Raw genomic sequence first — 21,555 nt, forward strand, 5'->3', positions numbered from 1 at the left:
CCGCGCCGGAAGCCCCGCATGCCCGACACGGACCGCAGCAAGCCGCTCCCGCGGCCGGTCACCACGCCGCGGGATCGATCCATCGATCCGTCGAGGCGCATAGCCCCCCTCCCCGCCGAGGCGCCCACCCGCAGCCGCCCGGTGCCGCATGGCGTTCTTCTCCCATGCGGATCCGCGAAAGTAGGACGCGCCCCGACGGCGCGATGCCTGCCGACCCGCTACAACTCAACAAGGAACCATAGCGAAATCCTCCTGCCTGGATTCCACGCCATCCCATTGGAGATCACCCGGCACGCCGCCACAGGATCGCGAGGATCGCGGACCGCGAGCAGGCCGACCCGCAGGATGTGCATGGCTCGCACAGCCTCCGGCCCCCGCGTGTGGCGCGGCCGCGGGCCGCCCCGGCCGATAAGGAAGGCGCGAAGGACGAATCCAGTGCGGATCTGCAAACTCGACCTCACCTCTGCCACGGAGCCGGATGCCTTGAGCAACGAGCTCCGGCGCATCGCCGCGCTCGGCTTCAGCCATGTGCTGTGCAGCGGCTGGCCGGCCCCGCTCGCGGATGACCGCGATGCGCTGGGCGCCACGGCCGCGCTCTGCGCCGCCTGCGAGCGCACCCGCCTGTCCCTCTTGCTGGACCTTTCGCTGGACCGCTGTCCGGTGCAGCAGACGCGTATCGATCCCGACTGGATCGATCGTGCTGCAACGGCCTCCGCCCCGCATGAAACCGACAGCCATCTCCCCGGCGCCCGCCTGCGCTGGCACGATGCAGGCGTCGCCGAAGCGTTGAGCGGCTGGTGGGCCGCGCAGCTCGGCGCGGCCTTCGCCGCCGGCGTGGCCGGGTTTTGCTTGCGCGCGCCGCATCGGGTGGCCGGCCGCCACTGGAAAAGCCTGACCGCTATGCTGCACGCCGCGGCCGGCGCGGCGCCGGATGGCCGGCATCCGCGCCTTCTGGTATGGACGCCCGGCCTTTCGCCCGCGCAGCTTGAAGATCTCGCGCAAGGGAGATTCGATGGCGCCTTCTGCTCCCTGCCGTGGTGGGACTTCCGCAGCAGCTGGCTGAGCGAGGAGATCGGGCGGCTGCGCCGCTTCGGGCGGGTGCTTGCCGCGACGTCGCTGACAGCCGCCGTCCAGGATGCACTGACGGCGCGTCGTGCGTTGTGGAGCGCGGCGGCCCTGTGCGACGGCATCCTGGTACCCGCCGGCTTCGAGACCGGTGGCAGGCAAGGCGGCGATCTGGCCGACGCCGCCCCATCTTTGAGCGCGGAATCCGGCCCGTGCCGTGCCGCCGGCTACGACATCACCGATGAACTGCTGCAAGCCAACACCTGGCTGGAGGCGCGCGGCAGCGAGCCGGCCTTGTCGGTACGGCAGCTGACGGGCAGCCATGCACCGCTCACGGCACTCTTGCGCCTGCCCCTGGCGGATGCGGACCGCGGCAGCGATGCGCTGCCCGGCCAGGACGTGCTCGCCGTGGTGATCAACCCGAGCGCGCGCGAACCGGGCAGTCTGGGCGCCGATCGCATCCTTGGCAGCTCACCCGATCCGGCCGCCCGCCTGGAGCCATCCCCGGGCAGTCCTGCGGGCGCGCGCGATGGCGCCGCCATGGATGCGCTGGATGCGCTGGCAGTCATCTCGCTGGCGGCAGGAGACATCCGCCTGTATCGCGCCGTACCCGTGCCCGCACGGCCGCCCGTCACCCGCGCGGCGCGCCAGGGCGAAGCCATCAGCGCGTCCGGCCTGGGCAGCGTGGTGGCCGCACTGGAGGCGCCGCGCATCGTCATCGAGCAGGTGGCTCCCTGCTGCGACGCCGGGCGCTTTGCCGTGCGCCGCGTGGTGGGCGAGCGCGTCGAGGTCAGCGCCGATATCTGGATGGACGGACACGCCCAGCTGGCGGCGTGCGTGCTGTGGCGCGCGCCCGGCGAGCAGGACTGGCACGAGGCACCGATGCGGCATGTGGTCAATGACCGCTGGCGCGGCGCCTTTCCCCTGGCGGCGCTCGGACGGCACGAGTTCACGGTGGAGGCCTGGCACGATACCTTTGCGAGCTGGCTCGACGAGATCGCGAAGAAGCTCGCCGCCGGCGTCGACATCACGCTGGAAATCGAGGAAGGCGCGCGGCTGGTGGCGGACGCCCTGCTGCCGCCCGGCGGCGAGCCGCCGCCGCCCGATGGCGCGCTGGCCGGCATCGTCGATGCGCTGGCCGCCAGTGCCGGCGACGACGCCCACCGGCTGGAGATCCTCCTCGCCGCAGCCACCGCCGCGGCCATGCGCGCGGCCATGCAGCATCCTTCGGGGCGGCCTTTCATCACGCGCCACCCGGTGCCGATGCCGGTCGAGGCCGAGCGGCTGGCCACCCGCTTCGCCAGCTGGTATGAGCTCTTCCCGCGCTCGCAGAGCGGCAGTGCCCGGCGGCACGGCACCTTCGACGATGTGATCGCCCGCCTGCCCGCCATTCGCGCCATGGGCTTCGACGTGCTCTACTTCCCACCCATCCATCCGATCGGCAGGACGCACCGCAAGGGACGCAACAACAGCCTGCGCTGCGAGCCGGGTGACCCTGGCAGCCCCTACGCGATCGGGGCGGAAGAAGGCGGGCACGATGCCCTGCACCCGGAACTCGGTACGTTCGAGGACTTTCACCGCCTGCGCGATGCCGCCGCGGCGGCCGGGCTGGAGCTGGCGCTGGACTTTGCCGTCCAGTGCTCGCTCGATCATCCCTGGCTGAAGGCGCACCCGGAGTGGTTCGCGCGTCGGCCCGATGGCTCACTGCGCTACGCGGAGAACCCGCCGAAGAAGTACGAGGACATCGTCAACCCGGACTTCTACGCCCCGGCTCCGGCGGCCACGGCGCTCTGGCAGGCCTTGCGCGACGTGGTCATGTTCTGGCTGGAACAGGGCGTGCGCATCTTCCGCGTCGACAACCCCCACACCAAGCCGCTGCCGTTCTGGGAGTGGATGATCGAGGACGTCCGCGCACACTATCCGGACGCCATCTTCCTGTCCGAGGCCTTTACGCGGCCCAAGATGATGGCGCGGCTCGCCAAGGTGGGCTTCAGCCAGTCCTATACCTACTTCACCTGGCGCAACACCAAGGCCGAGCTCATGGAGTACCTGACCGAGCTGACGCAAGGCCCGCTGCGTGAATACTTCCGCCCGCACTTCTTCGTCAATACGCCAGACATCAACCCCCCCTTCCTGCATGAAGGCGGGCGCCCTGCGTTCCTGATCCGCGCGGCGCTGGCCGCGTTGTTATCCGGCTTGTGGGGCATGTACAGCGGCTTCGAGCTGTGCGAGTCCGAGCCCCTCGTCGTGGACGGGAAGGTGCGGGAGGAGTATCTCGACTCGGAGAAGTATCAACTGCGCCCCCGCAACTGGCAGCAGCCCGGCAACATCGTCGCGGAGATCACGCGCCTGAACCTGCTCCGCCTGCAGCATCCCGCCCTGCAGAGCCATCTGGGGCTGCGCTTCTACCATGCCGGCAACGATGCCATCCTGTATTTCGCGCGCTTCGTGCCGGGCGAGGAAACATTGTTCGGGGATGACGTCCTGCTCGTCGCCATCAACCTCGATCCGCGCCACGCGCAGGAGGCCTCCATCGAGATTCCACTATGGGAATGGGGCCTGCCTGACCAGGCAGGCGTGTCCGTGCAGGACCTGATGAGCGGCCACCACTTCAAGCTGAACGGCAAGCAGCAGCACATCCGGCTGGATCCGGCCCATGTGCCGTTCGCGCTCTGGCAGGTCACCCCCATCGGCGGCGCCCGCCGCGCCGCAGCCGCCCCGGCTGAGGGCGGCGGGGCCGGTGCCTGACGGCTGCTCGGCCGGGCGCATGCGGACCGGCACGAGGGGACATGGGGGACATGGGGGACATTGAGGGGACATTGAGGAGACTCTAAGGAGACATGGATGAAGCGCCTCAGCGAACGTGCACATAGCGCCCTGCTGAACGCCGACCCGCTTTGGTACAAGGACGCCGTGATCTACCAGTTGCACATCAAGTCCTTCTTCGATGGCAATGGCGACGGCGTGGGCGATTTCTCGGGCCTGCTGGCCAAGCTGGACTACCTGGTCGACCTTGGCGTCGACACCGTCTGGCTGCTGCCGTTCTACCCTTCGCCCCGCCTCGACGACGGCTACGACATCGCGGACTACCGCAATGTGCATCCGGAGTACGGCACGCTGTCCGAAGCGCGGCGCTTCATCCATGCCGCGCACGCGCATGGCATCCGCGTCATCACCGAACTGGTCATCAACCACACCTCCGACCAGCACCCCTGGTTCCAGCGCTCGCGCAGGGCCAAACCCGGCTCGGCGGCCCACAACTACTATGTGTGGTCCGACGACGACCAGGCCTACGCCGGCACGCGCATCATCTTCTGCGACACCGAGAAGTCCAACTGGAGCTGGGACCCGGTGGCCGGCGCCTACTTCTGGCACCGCTTCTATGCGCACCAGCCCGACCTGAACTTCGACAATCCGCACGTGCTCAGCGAGGTGCTGTCCGTCATGCGCTTCTGGCTCGACATCGGCGTGGACGGGCTGCGGCTGGACGCGGTGCCCTACCTGGTGGAACGCGAAGGCACCAGCAACGAGAACCTGCCGGAGACCCACGCCATCATCCGCAAGATCCGCGCCCACCTCGACGCGCGCTATCCGGGCCGCATGCTGCTGGCCGAAGCCAATATGTGGCCGGAAGACGCGCAGCAGTACTTCGGCATCGACGGCGCGGCCGCGGACGGCAGGGGCGAGGAATGCCACATGGCCTTCCACTTCCCGCTGATGCCGCGCATGTACATGGCCATCGCGCGCGAAGACCGCTTCCCGATCACCGACATCATGCGCCAGACCCCGGAAGTCCCGGTCGACTGCCAGTGGGCCATCTTCCTGCGCAACCACGATGAGCTGACGCTCGAGATGGTCACCAGCAGCGAGCGCGACTACCTGTGGGAGGTCTACGCGTCCGAGCGGCGCGCCCGCATCAATCTCGGCATCCGCCGGCGGCTGGCGCCGCTGATGGAACGCGACCGTCGCCGCATCGAGCTGATGAACAGCCTGCTGTTCTCCATGCCGGGCACCCCGGTCATCTACTACGGTGACGAGATCGGCATGGGCGACAACATCCACCTGGGCGACCGGGACGGCGTGCGCACGCCGATGCAGTGGTCGCCCGACCGCAACGGCGGCTTCTCGCGCGCCGACCCGGAACGGCTGGTACTGCCGCCGCTGCAGGGGCCGCTGTACGGCTATGAAGCGGTCAACGTGGAAGCGCAGGAACGCGACCCGCATTCGCTGCTGAACTGGATGCGGCGGATGCTGGCGCTGCGCCGCAAGCACCGCGCCTTCGGCCGGGGCACGCTGCGCTTCCTGTTCCCGGGCAACCGCAAGATCCTGGCCTACCTGCGTGAGTACGACGACGTGCACATCCTGTGCGTGGCCAATCTCTCGCGCGCCCCGCAGGCGGTGGAGCTGGACCTGTCCGCCTTCAATGGCCGGGTTCCCGTGGAGATGATGGGCGCCACGCCCTTCCCCGCCATCGGCACGCTGACTTACCTGCTCACCTTGCCTCCCTATGGCTTCTACTGGTTCGTGCTGAGCGATGAGGCACAGCCGCCGCCCTGGCACATGGAGACTCCCGAACAGATGCCCGACCAGGTCACGCTCGTGCTGCAGAACAGGGGGCGCCCGGAGTTGACCGAAGCGTCCCGGCGCCTGCTCGACGAGGAAGTACTGCCCCCCTACCTTCGCCGCCGCCGCTGGTTCGGCGCGAAGGGCGAGACCATCCGCCGCGCATCGCTGGCCTATATGCTGCCTTTCGCGCGCGGCGACGGTGGCGAGGAGACCTGGCTCGGTGAAGTGGAGGTGGTCCTGGCCGGCGGCCGCACCGAGCGCTACCAGCTTCCCGTGGGCCTGCTGTGGGACCGCGACAACCCCGACGGGATACCGCCGCTCGCCCACGGCCTGTCGATGGCGCGCGTGCGGCAGGGCAGCCGGGTCGGGCTGGCCACCGACGGCTTCACCTCGGAACTGTTCGCGCGCGAGATCGTGCAGGCCCTGCGTGCCGGCAGCGAACTGCGCGGCCCGCGGGAAACCATCCGCTTCAAGGCCGAGCCTGGATTGGCGGCCATGCACCCCGAGCGGGAAGAGATCCAGTGGATGTCGGCCGAGCAATCCAACAGCTCGCTCGCCTACGGCAACACGGCGGTGCTGAAGCTGGTCCGCCGGCTGTCCGGCGGGTGCCACCCCGAGGTCGAAGTGACACGCTACCTGACCAGCCAGGGCTACCCGCATTGCGCCCCGCTGCTGGGCGAAGCGGTGCGCATCGGCGCCGATGGCGAGCCACACACGCTGATGCTGCTGCAAGGCTACATCCCCAACCAGGGCAACGGCTGGGACTGGACCCTGGACTACCTGGCCCGCGCGATCGACGATGCCTTGCCGGCGAAGGAAAGCGAGGACGAGTTCATCGAGGCCATGTCCGGCTATGCCGCCATGGCCACCACCCTGGGCCGCAGGCTGGCCGAACTGCACGAGGTGCTGGCACGCTCCAGCGAGGATCCCGCCTTCGCCCCCGAGCCCGCCGGCGCGGCCGAGAGCGAGCAGTGGGCACGGCAGGCCCTGGCCCGGCTCACGCACGCCCTGGACCTGCTGGAGATCTGCCCCATCGATACCTCGCAGCCCGCGCAGGAGCGGCTCGGCGAGGATGTGCAGTTGCTGCTGCAGGCACGCCAGGCCTTGCCCGCGCTGGTCGAGCGGCTCGCCGCCGCGGCGCCCGGCGGCCTGCAGACCCGTATCCATGGGGATTTTCACCTGGGCCAGGTGCTGATCGCGCAGAACGACGCCTACCTGGTGGACTTCGAGGGCGAGCCCGGCCAGCCGCTGGCCTGGCGCCGGCGCAAGACCTCGCCGCTGCGGGATGTCGCCGGCCTGCTGCGCTCGCTCGACTATGCCGCAGCCACCGTCGGCACCGACCGGCAGGAGCGCACCCATGCCGAACTGCCCCCCGCGCTGGCGCAACGCCGCGGAGAACTGCTGGAGCGCTTCCGCGCCACCGCCACGGAGGCCGTCCTCGGCGGCTATCGCGAGCACCTCGAAGCCTGCGCTACGCCATGGGTGCAGGCCGGGCAGCTCCAGCCGCTGCTGGACCTGTTCCTGCTGGAAAGGGCCGCCTACGAAGTCGAGTACGAGGCGGCCAATCGCGTGGCATGGATCGACCTGCCCGCCAGCGGCCTGGCAAGGCTGGTGGGCCAGCTGCTGGCGGACGACACGGAGGCCCGATGAACCACACCGAAGACAGCACCGGCACGCGCCATGACAGCGCGCTCCCGGCGCAGGAGCTGCAGGCCCTGCTGTCCGCCCGCCATCGCGATCCCTTCTCGGTGCTCGGCCCCCACGCCGTCGGCGCGGACGGCGCGGACGGCGTGGTGATCCGGGCCTGCCTGCCGGGCGCCGGCTCGGTGGGACTTGTCGACGCCGGGGGCAAGGAACTGGCCCCGATGGAAGTGCTGCACGCGGGCGGGATCTTCGCCGCCCGCCTCGGCGCGCGCGCGCCGGGCTACCGCTTGCGCATCCGCTGGCGGGACGGCAGCGAACAATGCAGCGCCGACCCCTACGCCTTCGGCCTGCTGCTGGGCGAGATGGACCTGTACCTGATCGCGGAAGGCCGCCATCTCGAACTGGGCAGCTGCCTCGGCGCGCAATGGCGGCGGGTGGACAGCGTGCAGGGCGTACGCTTCGCGGTGTGGGCGCCCAATGCCCAGCGCGTTTCGGTGATCGGCGACTTCAACGGCTGGCTGGCGGCACGCCACCCCATGCGCCTGCGCCACCCGAGCGGCGTCTGGGAACTCTTCGTGCCGGCCGAGATGGGCGCGCGGCCGGGTTGCCGCTACAAGTTCGACCTGCTCGATCCGGCCGGACACGCCTTGCCGGACAAGGCGGACCCGGTGGCGCTCGCCACCGAGGCGCCACCGGCCACGGCCTCGGTGATCGCCGCGCCCGGCCTCGGCGCGCCGCCTTTCGCCTGGCACGACAAGGACTGGATGCAGCGGCGCGCCGAGGCCGACCGCTACGCCACCCCCATGTCCGTCTACGAAGTCCACGCCGCTTCCTGGCTGGGTGCCGCCAACGACCCGGCCTCCGGCTGGCAGACGCTCGCGCAGCGGCTGGTCCCCTACGTGGCGGAGCTGGGCTTCACGCATATCGAGTTCCTGCCCGTGATGGAGCACCCCTTCGGCGGCTCCTGGGGCTACCAGCCCCTCTCGCTCTATGCCCCCACCGCCCGCCTCGGCCCGCCGCAAGCCTTCGCCGCCTTCATCGACCGTTGCCACCAGGCCGGCATCGGCGTGATCCTCGACTGGGTGCCGGCGCACTTCCCGACCGACCCGCACGGGCTGGGCCGCTTCGACGGCACCGCGCTGTACGAGCACCAGGATCCACGCGAGGGCCTGCACCAGGACTGGAACACGCTGATCTACAACCTGGGCCGGCACGAGGTGCGCGGCTTCCTGCTGTCAGGTGCCTTGCACTGGCTGGAGCACTTCCACGCCGACGGGCTGCGTGTCGACGCGGTGGCATCGATGCTGTACCGCGACTACAGCCGCGCAGCCGGGCAGTGGGTGCCCAATCGCTTCGGCGGCCGCGAGAACCTGGAGGCGGTGAGCTTCCTGCGCGAGCTCAACACCGTGGTCCACGAGCGCTGCCCGGGCGCGCTCACCATCGCCGAGGAATCCACCGCCTGGCAGGGCGTGACCGCCAGCACCGCGAGCGGAGGACTGGGCTTCGACTTCAAGTGGAACATGGGATGGATGCACGACACCCTGCGCTACCTGTCCCATGACCCGATACACCGCGCCTGGCACCACCAGGACATGACCTTCGGCCTGGTCTATGCCTGGTCCGAGGCCTTTCTGCTGCCGCTGTCGCACGACGAAGTCGTGTACGGCAAGGGCGCCATGATCGGCAAGTGCCCGGGCGACGCTTGGCAGCGCTTCGCCGGCCTGCGCGCCTACTACGGGTTCATGTGGATGCATCCGGGCAAGAAGCTGCTGTTCATGGGCGGAGAACTGGCCCAGTGGCGGGAATGGAACCACGACGGCGAACTCGACTGGGCCCTGCTCGAGCACCCCATGCACCGTGGCGTGCAGGCCCTGGTGCGCGATCTCAATGCCTTGTACCGCGAACTCCCCGCCCTGCACGCCCTCGACCACAGCCCGGAAGGATTCCAGTGGGTGGTGGGCGACGATCATCAGAACAGCGTGTTCGCCTGGCTGCGCCGCGCCGCCCCGGGCAGCGACGAGGTCGTCCTGGTGGTGGTCAATATGACGCCGGTGCCGCGCCACGGTTACCGCGTGGGCGCGCCGCTCGCCGGCTGCTGGCGGGAGCGGCTGAACACCGACGCAGCCTGCTACGGCGGCAGCAACGTCGGCAATGGCGGCACCGTGATGACCGAGGCGCGGCCCTCGCACGGACAGCCGGCATCCCTCAGCCTGACGCTGCCGCCACTGGCCACGCTGGTGCTGCAATACGCCGGCGCACGCGAGTGATCATGCCCCTGCCTGTCGCCGACCGTCTCCTGCCCGGCAAGCCCTACCCGCTCGGCGCCCACTGGGATGGACTCGGCGTCAATTTCGCGGTGTTCTCGGCCAATGCCTCGCGCATCGATATCTGCCTGTTCTCGACGAACGGGCGCAAGGAAGTGGCGCGCATGCCGCTGCCGGAATGCACTGACGAGATCTGGCATGGCTACCTGCCCAATGTCGCGCTCGGCTCGCTGTACGGCTTCCGCGCCTTCGGCCCCTACCAACCGGCGCGCGGCCACCGCTTCAATCCCCACAAGCTGCTGCTGGATCCGTATGCGCGCCAGCTGAGCGGCCCGGTGCGCTGGTCCGACGCCCTGTTCGGCTACCGGCTGCAGAGCGCCCGCGCCGACCTGATACCCGATCGCCGCGACAGCGCGCCGACCATGCCCAAGGCCGTGGTGGTGGATGAGAGCTTCCATTGGGGCAATGACCGCCCGCCCGACGTACCCTGGCAGGAAACCGTCATCTACGAAGCACACCTGCGCGGGCTTTCGATGCTGCGTGACGACGTGCTGCCGAACCTGCGCGGCACCTTCGCCGCGCTGTGCGACCCGCGCTGGCTCGATCACCTGCTGCGCCTGGGCGTGACCGCCGTGGAGCTGCTGCCGGTGCATGCCATCCTGCAGGACCGCTTCCTGCTGGAGCGGGGACTGCGCAACTACTGGGGCTACAACACCCTGGCGTACTTCGCGCCGGAGCCCTCCTACCTCGCCAGCGGCCAGTTGCAGGAAATCAAGGTGGCGGTGCGGCGCCTGCATGCCGCCGGCATCGAAATCATCCTCGACGTGGTCTACAACCACACCTGCGAAGGCAACGAGCTGGGGCCCACGGTCTCCTGGCGCGGACTGGACAATGCGTCCTACTACCGCCTGGTAGCAGGCGACGAGCGCCGCTACGTCAATCACACCGGCTGCGGCAACACCCTCGCCTTGTCGCATCCGCGCGTGCTGCAGATGGTGCTGGACTCCCTGCGATACTGGGTCGAGTGCTACCACGTGGACGGCTTCCGCTTCGACCTCGGCAGCGTGCTGGGGCGCGAGCGCGATGGCTTCGACGCCGGCTCGGCCTTCTTTGACGCCCTGCTGCAGGACCCGGTCCTGGCCCATGTCAAGCTGATCTCCGAACCCTGGGATCTCGGCCCCGACGGCTACCAGCTCGGCAACCACCCCCCCGGCTTCGCCGAATGGAACGACAAGTTCCGCGACACGGTACGCCGCTTCTGGCGCGGCGATGCGGGCCAGCGCGGCGAACTGGCGGCGAGGCTGTCGGGCTCGGCCGACCTGTTCGACCGGCGCCACCGGCGTCCGTGGGCGAGCATCAACTACATCACCGCGCATGACGGTTTCACGCTGGCCGACCTGGTCAGCTACCAGGCCAAGCACAACGAAGCGAACGGCGAAGACAACCGCGACGGCACCGACGACAACGCCAGTTCCAACTGGAGTACCGACGGCAGCCTGGAGGGACCGACCGACGATCCGGCCACGCTGGCACGGCGTGCCCGCGTAGCGCGCGCCTTGATGGCCACCCTGCTGCTGGCGCAGGGCACGCCCATGCTCACCGCCGGCGATGAATGGGGCCGCAGCCAGCAAGGGAACAACAACGCCTATTGCCAGGACAATGGGCTGTCGTGGCTGGACTGGAAGCAGGCGCAGAGTGCCGCGGCGCAGCCCTTGCTGGGCGTCGTGGGCCGCCTGCTGGCATTGCGCCGGCGCCTGCAGGCGCGCGCCGCCAACCGATTCGCCCACGGCCAGCTTGCGCCGTCGCCGGGACTGGCGGACATCGCCTGGTTCGACCTCGACGGCCGCCCCCCCAGCCCCGAGTCCTGGGCGGATCCCGGGATCCGCACGCTGGCGCTGCGGCGTGCCGCCACCCTGCTTCAGCCCGGCCGTTCAGAGCCGCTGCGCCAGCCTGCGCAGCCGGCCGGCGGCGAGACGGTGCAAGTGACCCTGCTGCTGCTGAACGCCGGCGACACCGATGCGGTCTTCCATCTCCCGGAGCCGCCACTGCCATGGCAACTGGCCTTCGACAGCAGCCGCCCGGACGCCGGCGCGGCGGACCGGCCGCTCCCGGACACCACGCTGCAGGCGGTGCCAGCCCATTCCCTGGTGCTGCTGGAGGCACAGGCGCCACCGGCGGTGCAGGCAGACGCGCCACCATCACCCATGTCCCTCGCCGCACCGGAGCCCACCGCATGAACGTCGCCACCGCCCGCCCGGCGCCGCCGGCCACGCCTCTGCAGGCACTGGCCATGCGGGCCGGCGTGCAGCCGCTCTGGCTGGACGCCTGGGACCGGCCGTGCACGGTAGCGGACGATGTCCTGCGCCGGGTGCTGGCCGGGCTCGGGCTCGCCTGTGCGACGGACAGCCAGTGCGAGGCCTCGCGCGCGTGGCTCGATGCCGACGACGCCACCCAGCCACTGCCGCCTCTGCTGACCGCGGACCAGGAGGCGGTCGTCCACCTGCCCTGGCGGCCGGGCCCCGATCCGCGCTACCGGCTGGAGCTGGAGGACGGCCGCCATGTCGCCGGCACGGCGGCGCGCGAGGATGCGTACACCCTGAAGCTGCCGCCGGTCGGCACCTGCGGCTATCACCGTCTGTCCATCGGCGACGCGGAAACGACACTGGCCGTCGCTCCCAGCCGCTGCTACCTGCCCGAAGACGCCCTGCGCGAGGCGGGACGCCGGGCCCGCCGCGCGTGGGGCGTGGCGGTGCAACTCTACAGCCTGCGCCGCGGCGCGCCGGCCGGCCTGGGCGACCTCACCGCGCTGGCCATTTGCTGCCAGGCCGCCGCGCGCAAGCATGCCGATGCGGTTGCCATCACGCCCCTGCATGCCGGCTTCTCCGCGTTGCCGGAGCGCTTCAGCCCCTACGCGCCGTCCAGCCGCCTGTTCCGCAACCCGCTCTACGTGGATCCGTGCGCGTTGTTCGGACAAGGTGCCGTGGACAGCGCGGTAGCCGCCCTCGGCATCGGTCCGTTGCTGGCACGGCACGAGCGCCGCGCCAGGATCGACTGGGCCGCGCTATCGCCGCTGCGCTATGCCGTGCTGCGCTGGCTGTGGCAGCGCAGCGAACAGCTGCTGGCACCAGGCATGCTGCGCGCCTGCGCGGCCTTCCGCTCGCGTGGCGGCAGCGCCCTGCACGCCCATGCCTGCTACGAGGCCATCCAGGCCCGGCGCATGGCCGAAGCCGCAAACCGCATGCACACGCATGAGGCCGCCGACTGGCGTTGCTGGCCGGTGCCGCTGCGCTCGCCGGCAGATCCGGCGGTCACCGCCTTCGCCTCGGCCCACGCGGAAGAGATCGCCTACCACAGCTTCCTGCAATGGCTGGCCTGCGACGGCCTGGCGCGTGCCCAGCATGCCGCGCGCGAGGCCGGCATGGCCATCGGCATCATCGCCGACCTGGCCGTCGGCACCGATCCAGGCGGCAGCCACGCCTGGTCGCACCAGCAGGAGTTCCTCACCGGCTTTCACGCCGGTGCGCCGCCGGACCGGTATAACCCGCAGGGCCAGGACTGGGGCGGCGCGGTGTTCTCGCCGCGCCAGCTGCGCCGCCACGGCTATGCCGCGTTCATCGACACGCTGCGCGCCAACCTGGCCCATGCCGGCGGCCTGCGTATCGACCACGTGCTGGGACTGGCCCGCGTCTGGCTCGTGCCGGCCGGCGCCTCCGCCCGGGAAGGCGCCTACTTCAGCTTTCCGCTGCAGGACCTGCTGCGCCTGGTGGTGCTCGAATCGTGGCGGCATCGCGCCATCATCGTCGGTGAGAACCTGGGCACGGTGCCGGCCGAGTTCGACACCATGCTGTCGGCACATGGCGTGCTGGGTATCGGTGTGCTCTGGTTCGAGCGCGTGCCCTCCGACGCTCCCCCCGCCCCGGCGGAGTCGACCGCGACTACTGCGACTACCGCGACTACTGCGGGCACTGCGGGCACTGCGACCACAGCGGACATCGCGGACACTGAAGCAACCGCCCCCCCGGCCTTCCTGCCCCCCGCGCTCTGGCCGGTGCAGGCCGTCGCGACTTCCTCGACGCATGACCTGCCCACCATCGCTGGCTGGTGGTGGGGACGCGATCTGGCATGGCGTGCGCGGCTCGGCCTGCTCGCCCCGGGCGAGTCGCTCCCCGCGGCACAAGGTATCCGCGCGCTCGAACGCACCGCGCTATGGCAGGCGCTGTGCGCGGCAGACCTGGCCGGCGGCGCCGAGCCCGCCCGCGCGCAGGCGCCGGTCGAGGCGGTGCTGGCGTGGCTGGGGCGCACGCCAGCGGCGCTGCGCCTGGTCCCGCTGGAAGACCTGCTGGGCCTGCGCGAACAGCCCAATCTGCCTGGCACCACGAGCGGCCATCCCAACTGGCAGCGCCGGCTGGACGCCGACGTGCGCGACCTGTTCGACGCGCCCGCGATCCGCGCGCGCGCCGCCGCCCTGCGCAGCGGCCGCCTGCGGGGCGCGCCGCCGCCCCTGCCAGGAACCCGCCCAACCGGAGCCAGCCCATGACGGAAGCCATCCGCAACGGACATGCGGACGAAACCCGCACGGCGATGTCCTGCGCCATCATCCGGCGCGCCTTCCTGGACCATGTCTTCCATACGCAAGGCAAGCTGCCCGGGCACGCCGGACCGAACGATCTCTATCAAGCGCTTGCGCATACCGTGCGCGACCGCCTGGTCCAGCGCTGGATCAGCACGTCGGAAGCCTATCTCGGCCAGCCCTCGCGCACCGTCGCCTATCTATCGGCGGAGTTCCTGGTGGGGCCTCACCTGGGCAACAACCTGGTCAACCTGGGCATCTACGACGAGGTGCAGGCGGCCATGCATTCGCTCGGCCTGGATCTCGACGACATCCTCCGGCAGGAGGACGAGCCGGGCCTGGGAAATGGCGGCCTGGGGCGGCTGGCGGCATGCTTCATGGACTCTCTCGCCACGCTGGAGATCCCCGCGCTGGGCTACGGCATCCGCTACGAGTACGGCATCTTCCACCAGGCCATCGTCGATGGCGTGCAGGTCGAGCAGACCGACAGCTGGCTGCGCCGCGGCAACCCGTGGGAGATCCAGCGCGCGGAATGGACGGTGGAGGTCCGCCTGGGCGGCCATACCGAGCACTATACCGATGAACATGGCTGCTACCGTGTGCGCTGGGTCCCGGCCAAGACGGTGGCCGGCGTGCCGTTCGACTCGCCGATCCTCGGCTACCGCGTCAACACGGTGAACACGCTGCGCCTGTGGCGCGCCGAGGCCACCGAGGCATTCGACTTCCCCACCTTCAACCGCGGCGATTACCTGGGCGCGGTGAGCAAGAAGGTGACCTCGGAGAACCTGACCAAGGTGCTTTACCCCAATGACGAAACGCAGCAAGGCAAGGAACTGCGCCTGGAGCAGCAGTACTTCTTCGTGGCGTGCTCGCTGCGGGACATGCTGCGCCTGCTGGCGGCCGACGGCATGCCGGTGCGGAGGTTCCACGAGAAATTCGCCATCCAGCTCAACGACACCCATCCGGCCATCGGCATCGCCGAGCTGATGCGCCTGCTGGTGGACGAGCACGACGTGCCATGGGACGAGGCCTGGGCGATCACCTGCCAGTCCTTTGCCTACACCAATCACACGCTGCTTCCCGAGGCATTGGAACAGTGGCCGCTGCCGCTCTTCTCCCGCGTGCTGCCGCGGCACCTGGAGATCCTGCTCGAGATCAACGCCCGCTTCCTCGACGAGGTGCGCATCCGCTTCTACGGCGACAGCGCCCGCCTGACGCGGCTGTCGCTGATCGACGAGCACGGCGAGCGCCACGTGCGCATGACCAACCTGGCCTGCGTGGGCAGCCATGCCATCAATGGCGTGGCGGCGCTGCATTCGCGCCTGATGCGCGAAGACGTGCTGAAGGACTTCTTCGACATGTGGCCGGAGAAATTCACCAGCATCACCAACGGCGTGACGCCGCGGCGCTGGCTGGCGCTATCCAACCCGCGCCTGTCGAAACTGGTGTGCGAGGCGATCGGCAAGGACTGGATCTCGGACGCGGAGCGCCTGCATGCGCTGGAGCCGCTTGCCGACGACGCCGGCTTCCGCCATCTGTGGCAGGCGGTGCGGCGGGAGAACAAGCTCGACCTTGCGCAACTGGTGCGCCAGAGCACGGGCATGGTGGTGGATCCGGCATCGATGTTCGATGTGATGGTCAAGCGCATCCACGAATACAAGCGCCAGCACCTGGCCGTGCTGCATATCATCGCGCTCTATCACCGCATCAAGTGCGATCCGGACGCCGACATCGTGCCGCGCACCTTCCTCTTCGGCGGCAAGGCGGCGCCTGGCTACCAATACGCCAAGCTGATGATCCGCTTCATCACCAGCGTGGCCGATGTCGTCAATCGCGACCCCCAGGTGCGCGACCGGCTCAAGGTCGTGTTCCTGCCGAATTTCAACGTCACCTGCGGACAACGCATCTATCCGGCCGCCGACCTGTCGGAGCAGATCTCGCTGGCGGGCAAGGAGGCCTCCGGCACCGGCAACATGAAGTTCGCCATGAACGGCGCGCTTACCATCGGCACCTTGGACGGTGCCAATATCGAGTTGCGCGATGCCATCGGCGCCGACAACTTCTTCGACTTCGGGCTCAGCGTCCCGCAGGTACAGGCTTTGCGCGAAGATGGCTACGACGCCAGTGCGTGCTACCGTGGCAACGCGGAGCTGCGGGCCGTCATGGACCTGATCCGCCAGGGATTCTTCTCACACGGCGACGCGACACGATTCGACCTCCTGTTCGACGAACAGCTGCGGCACGATCCCTATTTCCTGCTGGCGGACTTCGCTTCCTACGTGGATTGCCAGCGGCAGGCCAGCGCCGCCTTCAGCGATCCGGCGCGCTGGCAGCGCATGTCGGTGCTGTCATGCGCGCGCTCGGGGTGGTTCTCCTCCGACCGCGCCATCCGGGAATACTGCGATCGGATCTGGAAGGTGAAAGCCGTGCCGGTGCGCTTGCTGCATCGCGCCAGCGGGGCACCGCGGCATGCGGAAGCCGCGGCACACGCGGGAGGGAAGCCATGACGGATTCCGGATGCCAACGCCGCGGTGGCGCTTTCGGCAGCGATTCCACCTCGACCGCCCCTTGCGGGCCGGCCGCGAGCGCCGCGCATGGCCACAGCGCCGGCGGCGCGCCGGCTGCAACCCACGCGCCGCATGACTATGCCTTTGGTCCGGCCTGGCTCCCCGACGGCCAGGTGCTGTTCCGCCTGTGGGCACCCGACGCGCAGCGCCAGGGCCGGGCAGTCGCGCTGGAACTGGCCGGCACGGAGCGGATCCGCATGGCACCGGGCGATGACGGCTGGTTCCGCGCGCTGGCGCCCTGCCGCGACGGCACGCGTTACCGGTTCCGGCTGGACGACGGCACCGCCGTGCCCGACCCGGCTTCGCGCTGGCAGCCCGACGATGTGCGCGGAGCGAGCGTCGCCTGCCTGCCCGAGGCGGTCCGCGCCTATCCCTGGCAACGTCCCGACTGGCACGGGCGCCCCTGGCACGAAGCCATCCTCTACGAAATGCACGTCGGCCTGTGCGGCGGCTATGCGGGCGCCACGGCGCAACTGGAGCGCCTGGCGGCAATGGGCTTCACCGCAGTGGAACTGATGCCGCTGGCCGAATTCCCGGGCCGGCGCAACTGGGGCTACGACGGCGTGCTCCTGTTCGCGCCGGAATCCAGCTACGGCACGCCGGATGCATTGCGCGCGCTGGTGGACCGCGCGCACTGCCTGGGCATGATGGTACTGCTGGACGTGGTCTACAACCATTTCGGCCCGGAAGGCAACTACCTGCCGCGCTACGCCGCCTCCTTCTTCCGCGCCGACCGGCACACGCCGTGGGGCGCCGCCATCGATTTCAGGCAGCCCGAGGTACGGCGGTTCTTTACCGAGAACGCGCGCTATTGGCTGGATGAATTCCGTTTCGATGGCCTGCGTCTCGATGCCGCGCATGCCATCGAGGACGAAGGCTGGCTGGCCGAGCTGCCGGCCGCGTTGCGCGCCAGCCTGCCAGGCGCGCGCACACCGCGCCGCCGCATCCACCTGATCCTGGAGAACGACCACAACGATGCCGGCCTGCTGCACGCCGGCTACGATGCACAATGGAACGATGACGCCCACCACGCGCTGCACGTCCTGCTGACCGGCGAAACGGCGGGCCACTACCACGATTACACGGCAGCCGCCGGCACGGCTGGCACGGACCGCAGCGAGATCGTCGATGGGCAAGCCGCCGGCAGCCCGCCGCTGCGGCACCTGGCGCGCGTGCTGAGCCAGGGCTTCGCCTGGCAAGGCGAGGTTTCGCCCTACCGAACGCGGCTGCGCGGCGGCGCGGCGGGGCAGGCGGTGGCGCCGGTACGGCGCGGCCGGCCCAGCGCGCAGCTCCCGCCCACCGCCTTCGTCTGCTTCCTGCAGAACCACGATCAGGTCGGCAATCGCGCCCTGGGCGAGCGGCTGACCACGCTGGCGGGCGACGACGCGCTGCGCGCCGCGGTGGCCCTGCAACTGCTTTGTCCGCAGATCCCGCTGGTCTTCATGGGCGAGGAAGGAGGCGCGAGCACACCGTTCCTTTACTTCACCGATCACCCGCCGCCACTGGCCGCAGCCATCCGCGCGGGACGCCGCCGCGAGTTCGCCGCCACCGCGCCGCGCGGAGACGACGCTCGCCTCGCCGCCGTGCCGGACCCGAACGACCCCGCCGCGTTCGAGGCATCGCGCCCCTGCCTGGAGCCGGAAAGCGAGTGGACGCACTACTATCGCACCCTGCTCGCGATCCGCCGCCGGCAGCTGTTGCCTCGTCTGGCGGGATGCCGCAGCGCGGGGGTCGATATCCTCGGCACGGCCGCCCTTTGCGCACGCTGGCGGCTCGGCGACGGCACCTGCCTCACGCTCTGGCTGAACCTCGGCGGCGCACCGGTGCCTTGCGGCACGCTGCCCGCCGAAGCCATCCTGCTGCACGAAAGCGGCGCCGGACGGGCCGCGGCGCTCGAGCGCGGCATCTTGATGCCCTGCAGCGCCATTGCCACGCTTTGCGCGCAGGTGGCGGCGCATGATCATGTACACAGCACCCGCACGACCTGACCTGCCGGCCGGCTCCCCGCTCCCCCGCGTGCCGATGCCGCCGCGCGCCACCGCCCGCCTGCAACTGCAGCCGGGCTTCACGCTCGACGATGCCGGCGGGGTGGTCGGCTACTATGCGGCCCTCGGCGTGAGCCATCTCTACCTGTCGCCGGTGTTCGGCGCACGGCCCGGCTCGACGCACGGCTACGACGTCACGGACTACACCCGCGTGCGTGACGAACTCGGCGGGGATGCGGCCTTGGCCACGCTGGCACGCCGCGCGCGCGCGGCCGGGCTGGGCCTGATCCTGGACATCGTGCCCAATCACATGGCGGCGGACGCGACCCACAATGCGTGGTGGCGCGACGTGCTGGCCAACGGCCCCGAGAGCGAGTTCGCCGGCTTCTTCGACATCAATTGGAAGGCGCACGATCCCGGCCTGCGCGGCAAGGTGCTGGTACCCATCCTGCGCCACACCTACTGGGAGTCGCTGACGCGAGGCGACGTCGAGCTGGTGCCGGCGGGCCCGCACGGCCCCGCCTTCCTGCGTTATTTCGAACAAGAGATGCCACTGGCGCCGGGCAGCCTCGATGCGCGATCGGCTGCGGATCCGGCCTGGTTCGATGCCGCGCGCGAAGGCGGCCGTGAGCGCCTGCATGCGCTGCTCGAACGCCAGCACTATCGCCTGGCCTGGTGGCGCACGGCCGCCACGGCGCTGAACTGGCGGCGCTTTTTCGAGATCAGCGATCTCGTGGGCCTGCGCCAGGAGCACCGTCCGGCGTTCGACGCCACGCACGCGCTGGTCTTCCGCTTGCTGCGGGAAGGCCATATCGATGGGGTACGCGTCGATCATGTCGACGGCCTGGCCGACCCGGCCGCGTACTGCCGGCGCCTGCGCGCGGAACTGGCGGTCCATGCGCAGCGCCGCCCCGCCTCCATGCCGCTGCGGCATCCGTGGCTCGTGGTGGAGAAGATCCTGGCGTCCGGCGAGGCCCTGCCGCAGGACTGGCAGGTCGACGGCACCACCGGCTATGACTTCATGGACCAGGTGTCCGCGGTACTGCATGATCCGGCCGGCGCGGCGCCGCTGGATGGCTTGTGGCGGCGCATCGCCGGGGAGCGGGAGGACTACGCGCGCGTGCTGGCGACGGCGCGCCGCCAGATCCTGACGCGCCATCTGGTCGCCGAGTATGAGTCCGCCCGCATCGGGCTGCATGCCTGGGCGGCATCCAATCCCGCCACCCGCGACCTGAGCGGGGCGGCGCTGGGCGCCGCACTGTCGGCGCTGCTGGTCGCCATACCGGTCTACCGTTGCTATTTCGACGGCCACCTGGCAGGACGCGATGACGAGGCCGCCAGCGCCGAAGCCACGATGCTGCGCCGGGCCGCGCGGCGCGCGCGCGCCGGGCTGGCGCCGGAGGAATCCACTGCGCTGGACTTCATCCTGGGCTGCCTGCGCGCACCGTATCCGTCCAGGGCGAACGGCAGCGCTGTCGCGCAGATCCGCCGGCAACTGCAACAACTGATGCCTGCCCTGGCGGCCAAGGCCGGGGAAGACACGGCGTTCTACCGCTATGGCCGGCTGCTGTCCCGCAATGAAGTCGGCAGCCTGCCCGCGACGCTCGCCACGGCGCCCATGCACTTCCACGCCGAGATGGCCGCGCGGCACCTCGCCTTTCCGCATGCGATGCTGGCCACTGCCACGCATGACCACAAGCGCGGCGAGGATGCCCGCATGCGCCTGGCGGTGCTGAGCGAACTGAGCCCGGAATGGACGGAAGCCGTGACCGCGTGGGAGCGCGCGTGCGAACCGCTGCTGGCGACCCTGCCGCAGCAACCGGACCCGACCGACCGGCTGATGCTGTACCAGTCCCTGATTGGTGCCTGGCCGATGCCGCCGGATGCGCTGGCCCACCATGGCGAGCCCGGCATCTTCCTGCAGCGCATCGGCGAGTGGCAACGCAAGGCCATCCGTGAAGCGAAACTGCACGGTAACTGGACCCGGCCCGACCTGAACTATGAAGCCGCATGCGAGGCATTCCTCCGCGGCCTGGCGCTCGACTGGCCCGGGTCGGGCGTGCTGGTCCGCATCGGCCAATTCGCGCGGCGCCTGGCACCGGCCGGCGCGCTCAACAGCCTGGCGCAGGCCTTGATCCAGCTCACGGCACCAGGCGTTCCCGACCGCTATCAAGGGTGCGAAGGCTGGGATCTCAGCCTGGTCGATCCCGACAACCGGCGCATGCCGGACTTCGCTCGCCAGACGGCGCAATTGCACGATGCCGCAGGCTGGGCACACTGGCTCGACCACTGGCAGGATGGACGCGTCAAGCAGCAATTGATCCATCATGCCCTGGCAGCCAGGCGCGAGTCCGAACCCTTGTTCTCGCAGGGCCGTTACCAGCCCCTGACCGCCGACGGACCGCTGGCGTCGCAGGTGCTCGCCTTTGCGCGCACGTCCGGCGCCAGCCGTGCCGTCACGATCGCCACCCGCCTGTCGGCACGGCTGGTCGACCGCGCCCTGCCGCGTATCCCGCCGGGCTGCTGGACCCATACCGCACTCGATATGCGCGCGCCGCACGGCAGCCGATGGAGGGATGCCCTCACCGGGCAGCACCTGGTTGCGACCGACGGCACGCTGCCGATGAGCGAGATACTCATGCTGCTGCCGGTGGCCCTGCTGTTCCGTCAATCATGAACATCGATGGCGTCGGTCCTACGTACTGCACGTACTGCACGTACTGCGCGCACCGCAGCGTGACCGTCCCGGCCGGCCACGACGCCTTCGCACGCGCCGGACAGCGGGCGCCCGGTATCGCCGGAACCATCATCGCGAAGCCGGATTCCAATTATGGAGCGCTGGCGCCGGCCTGGCGGAACAGCGTTGTACCACTCAGCCGGGCGGTCTTGCGCCC

The 21,555-nt window shown here is 70.1% G+C and carries 8 protein-coding genes; all 8 read left to right on the forward strand.

The annotated features are described in order from the left end of the window. The first annotated feature begins 435 nt into the window (after positions 1-435). The 8 genes from BKK80_RS30300 to treY all read left to right on the forward strand — a co-directional run bounded on the left by BKK80_RS30300 (position 436) and on the right by treY (position 21,338). Positions 436-3,813: an alpha-1,4-glucan--maltose-1-phosphate maltosyltransferase gene (locus BKK80_RS30300; RefSeq protein ID WP_071072491.1), complete on the forward strand. Its 3,378-nt coding sequence runs from the start codon at positions 436-438 to the stop codon at positions 3,811-3,813. 96 nt (positions 3,814-3,909) lie between these two features. Continuing rightward, a complete protein-coding gene (treS, locus tag BKK80_RS30305; RefSeq protein WP_071072493.1) occupies positions 3,910-7,281 on the forward strand; it encodes a maltose alpha-D-glucosyltransferase in 3,372 nt (1,123 codons plus the stop codon). Then, positions 7,278-9,542 carry a 1,4-alpha-glucan branching protein GlgB gene (gene glgB / locus BKK80_RS30310; RefSeq protein ID WP_071072495.1) on the forward strand — a complete coding sequence of 755 codons (2,265 nt, stop codon included), beginning with the start codon at positions 7,278-7,280 and terminating at the stop codon, positions 9,540-9,542. Before treS ends, glgB begins: the two co-directional genes overlap by 4 nt. Positions 9,543-9,544: 2 nt before the next feature. Then, on the forward strand, positions 9,545-11,776 hold the full coding sequence (gene glgX, locus BKK80_RS30315) for a glycogen debranching protein GlgX (protein ID WP_071072497.1): 2,232 nt from the start codon (positions 9,545-9,547) through the stop codon (positions 11,774-11,776). Beyond that, positions 11,773-14,076: a 4-alpha-glucanotransferase gene (gene malQ, locus BKK80_RS30320; RefSeq protein WP_071072499.1), complete on the forward strand. Its 2,304-nt coding sequence runs from the start codon at positions 11,773-11,775 to the stop codon at positions 14,074-14,076. The genes glgX and malQ overlap by 4 nt, the downstream gene beginning before the upstream one ends. Beyond that, positions 14,073-16,616, forward strand: a complete 2,544-nt coding sequence (locus BKK80_RS30325; protein ID WP_071038664.1) for a glycogen/starch/alpha-glucan phosphorylase — start codon at positions 14,073-14,075, stop codon at positions 16,614-16,616. The genes malQ and BKK80_RS30325 overlap by 4 nt, the downstream gene beginning before the upstream one ends. Beyond that, positions 16,613-18,664, forward strand: coding sequence for a malto-oligosyltrehalose trehalohydrolase (gene treZ / locus BKK80_RS30330; protein WP_084545816.1), 2,052 nt, complete (start codon positions 16,613-16,615; stop codon positions 18,662-18,664). Before BKK80_RS30325 ends, treZ begins: the two co-directional genes overlap by 4 nt. Beyond that, positions 18,639-21,338 carry a malto-oligosyltrehalose synthase gene (treY, locus tag BKK80_RS30335; protein WP_418235903.1) on the forward strand — a complete coding sequence of 900 codons (2,700 nt, stop codon included), beginning with the start codon at positions 18,639-18,641 and terminating at the stop codon, positions 21,336-21,338. The genes treZ and treY overlap by 26 nt, the downstream gene beginning before the upstream one ends. Positions 21,339-21,555: the final 217 nt, after the last annotated feature.

The organism is Cupriavidus malaysiensis, from assembly GCF_001854325.1.
Taxonomy (GTDB): domain Bacteria; phylum Pseudomonadota; class Gammaproteobacteria; order Burkholderiales; family Burkholderiaceae; genus Cupriavidus; species Cupriavidus malaysiensis.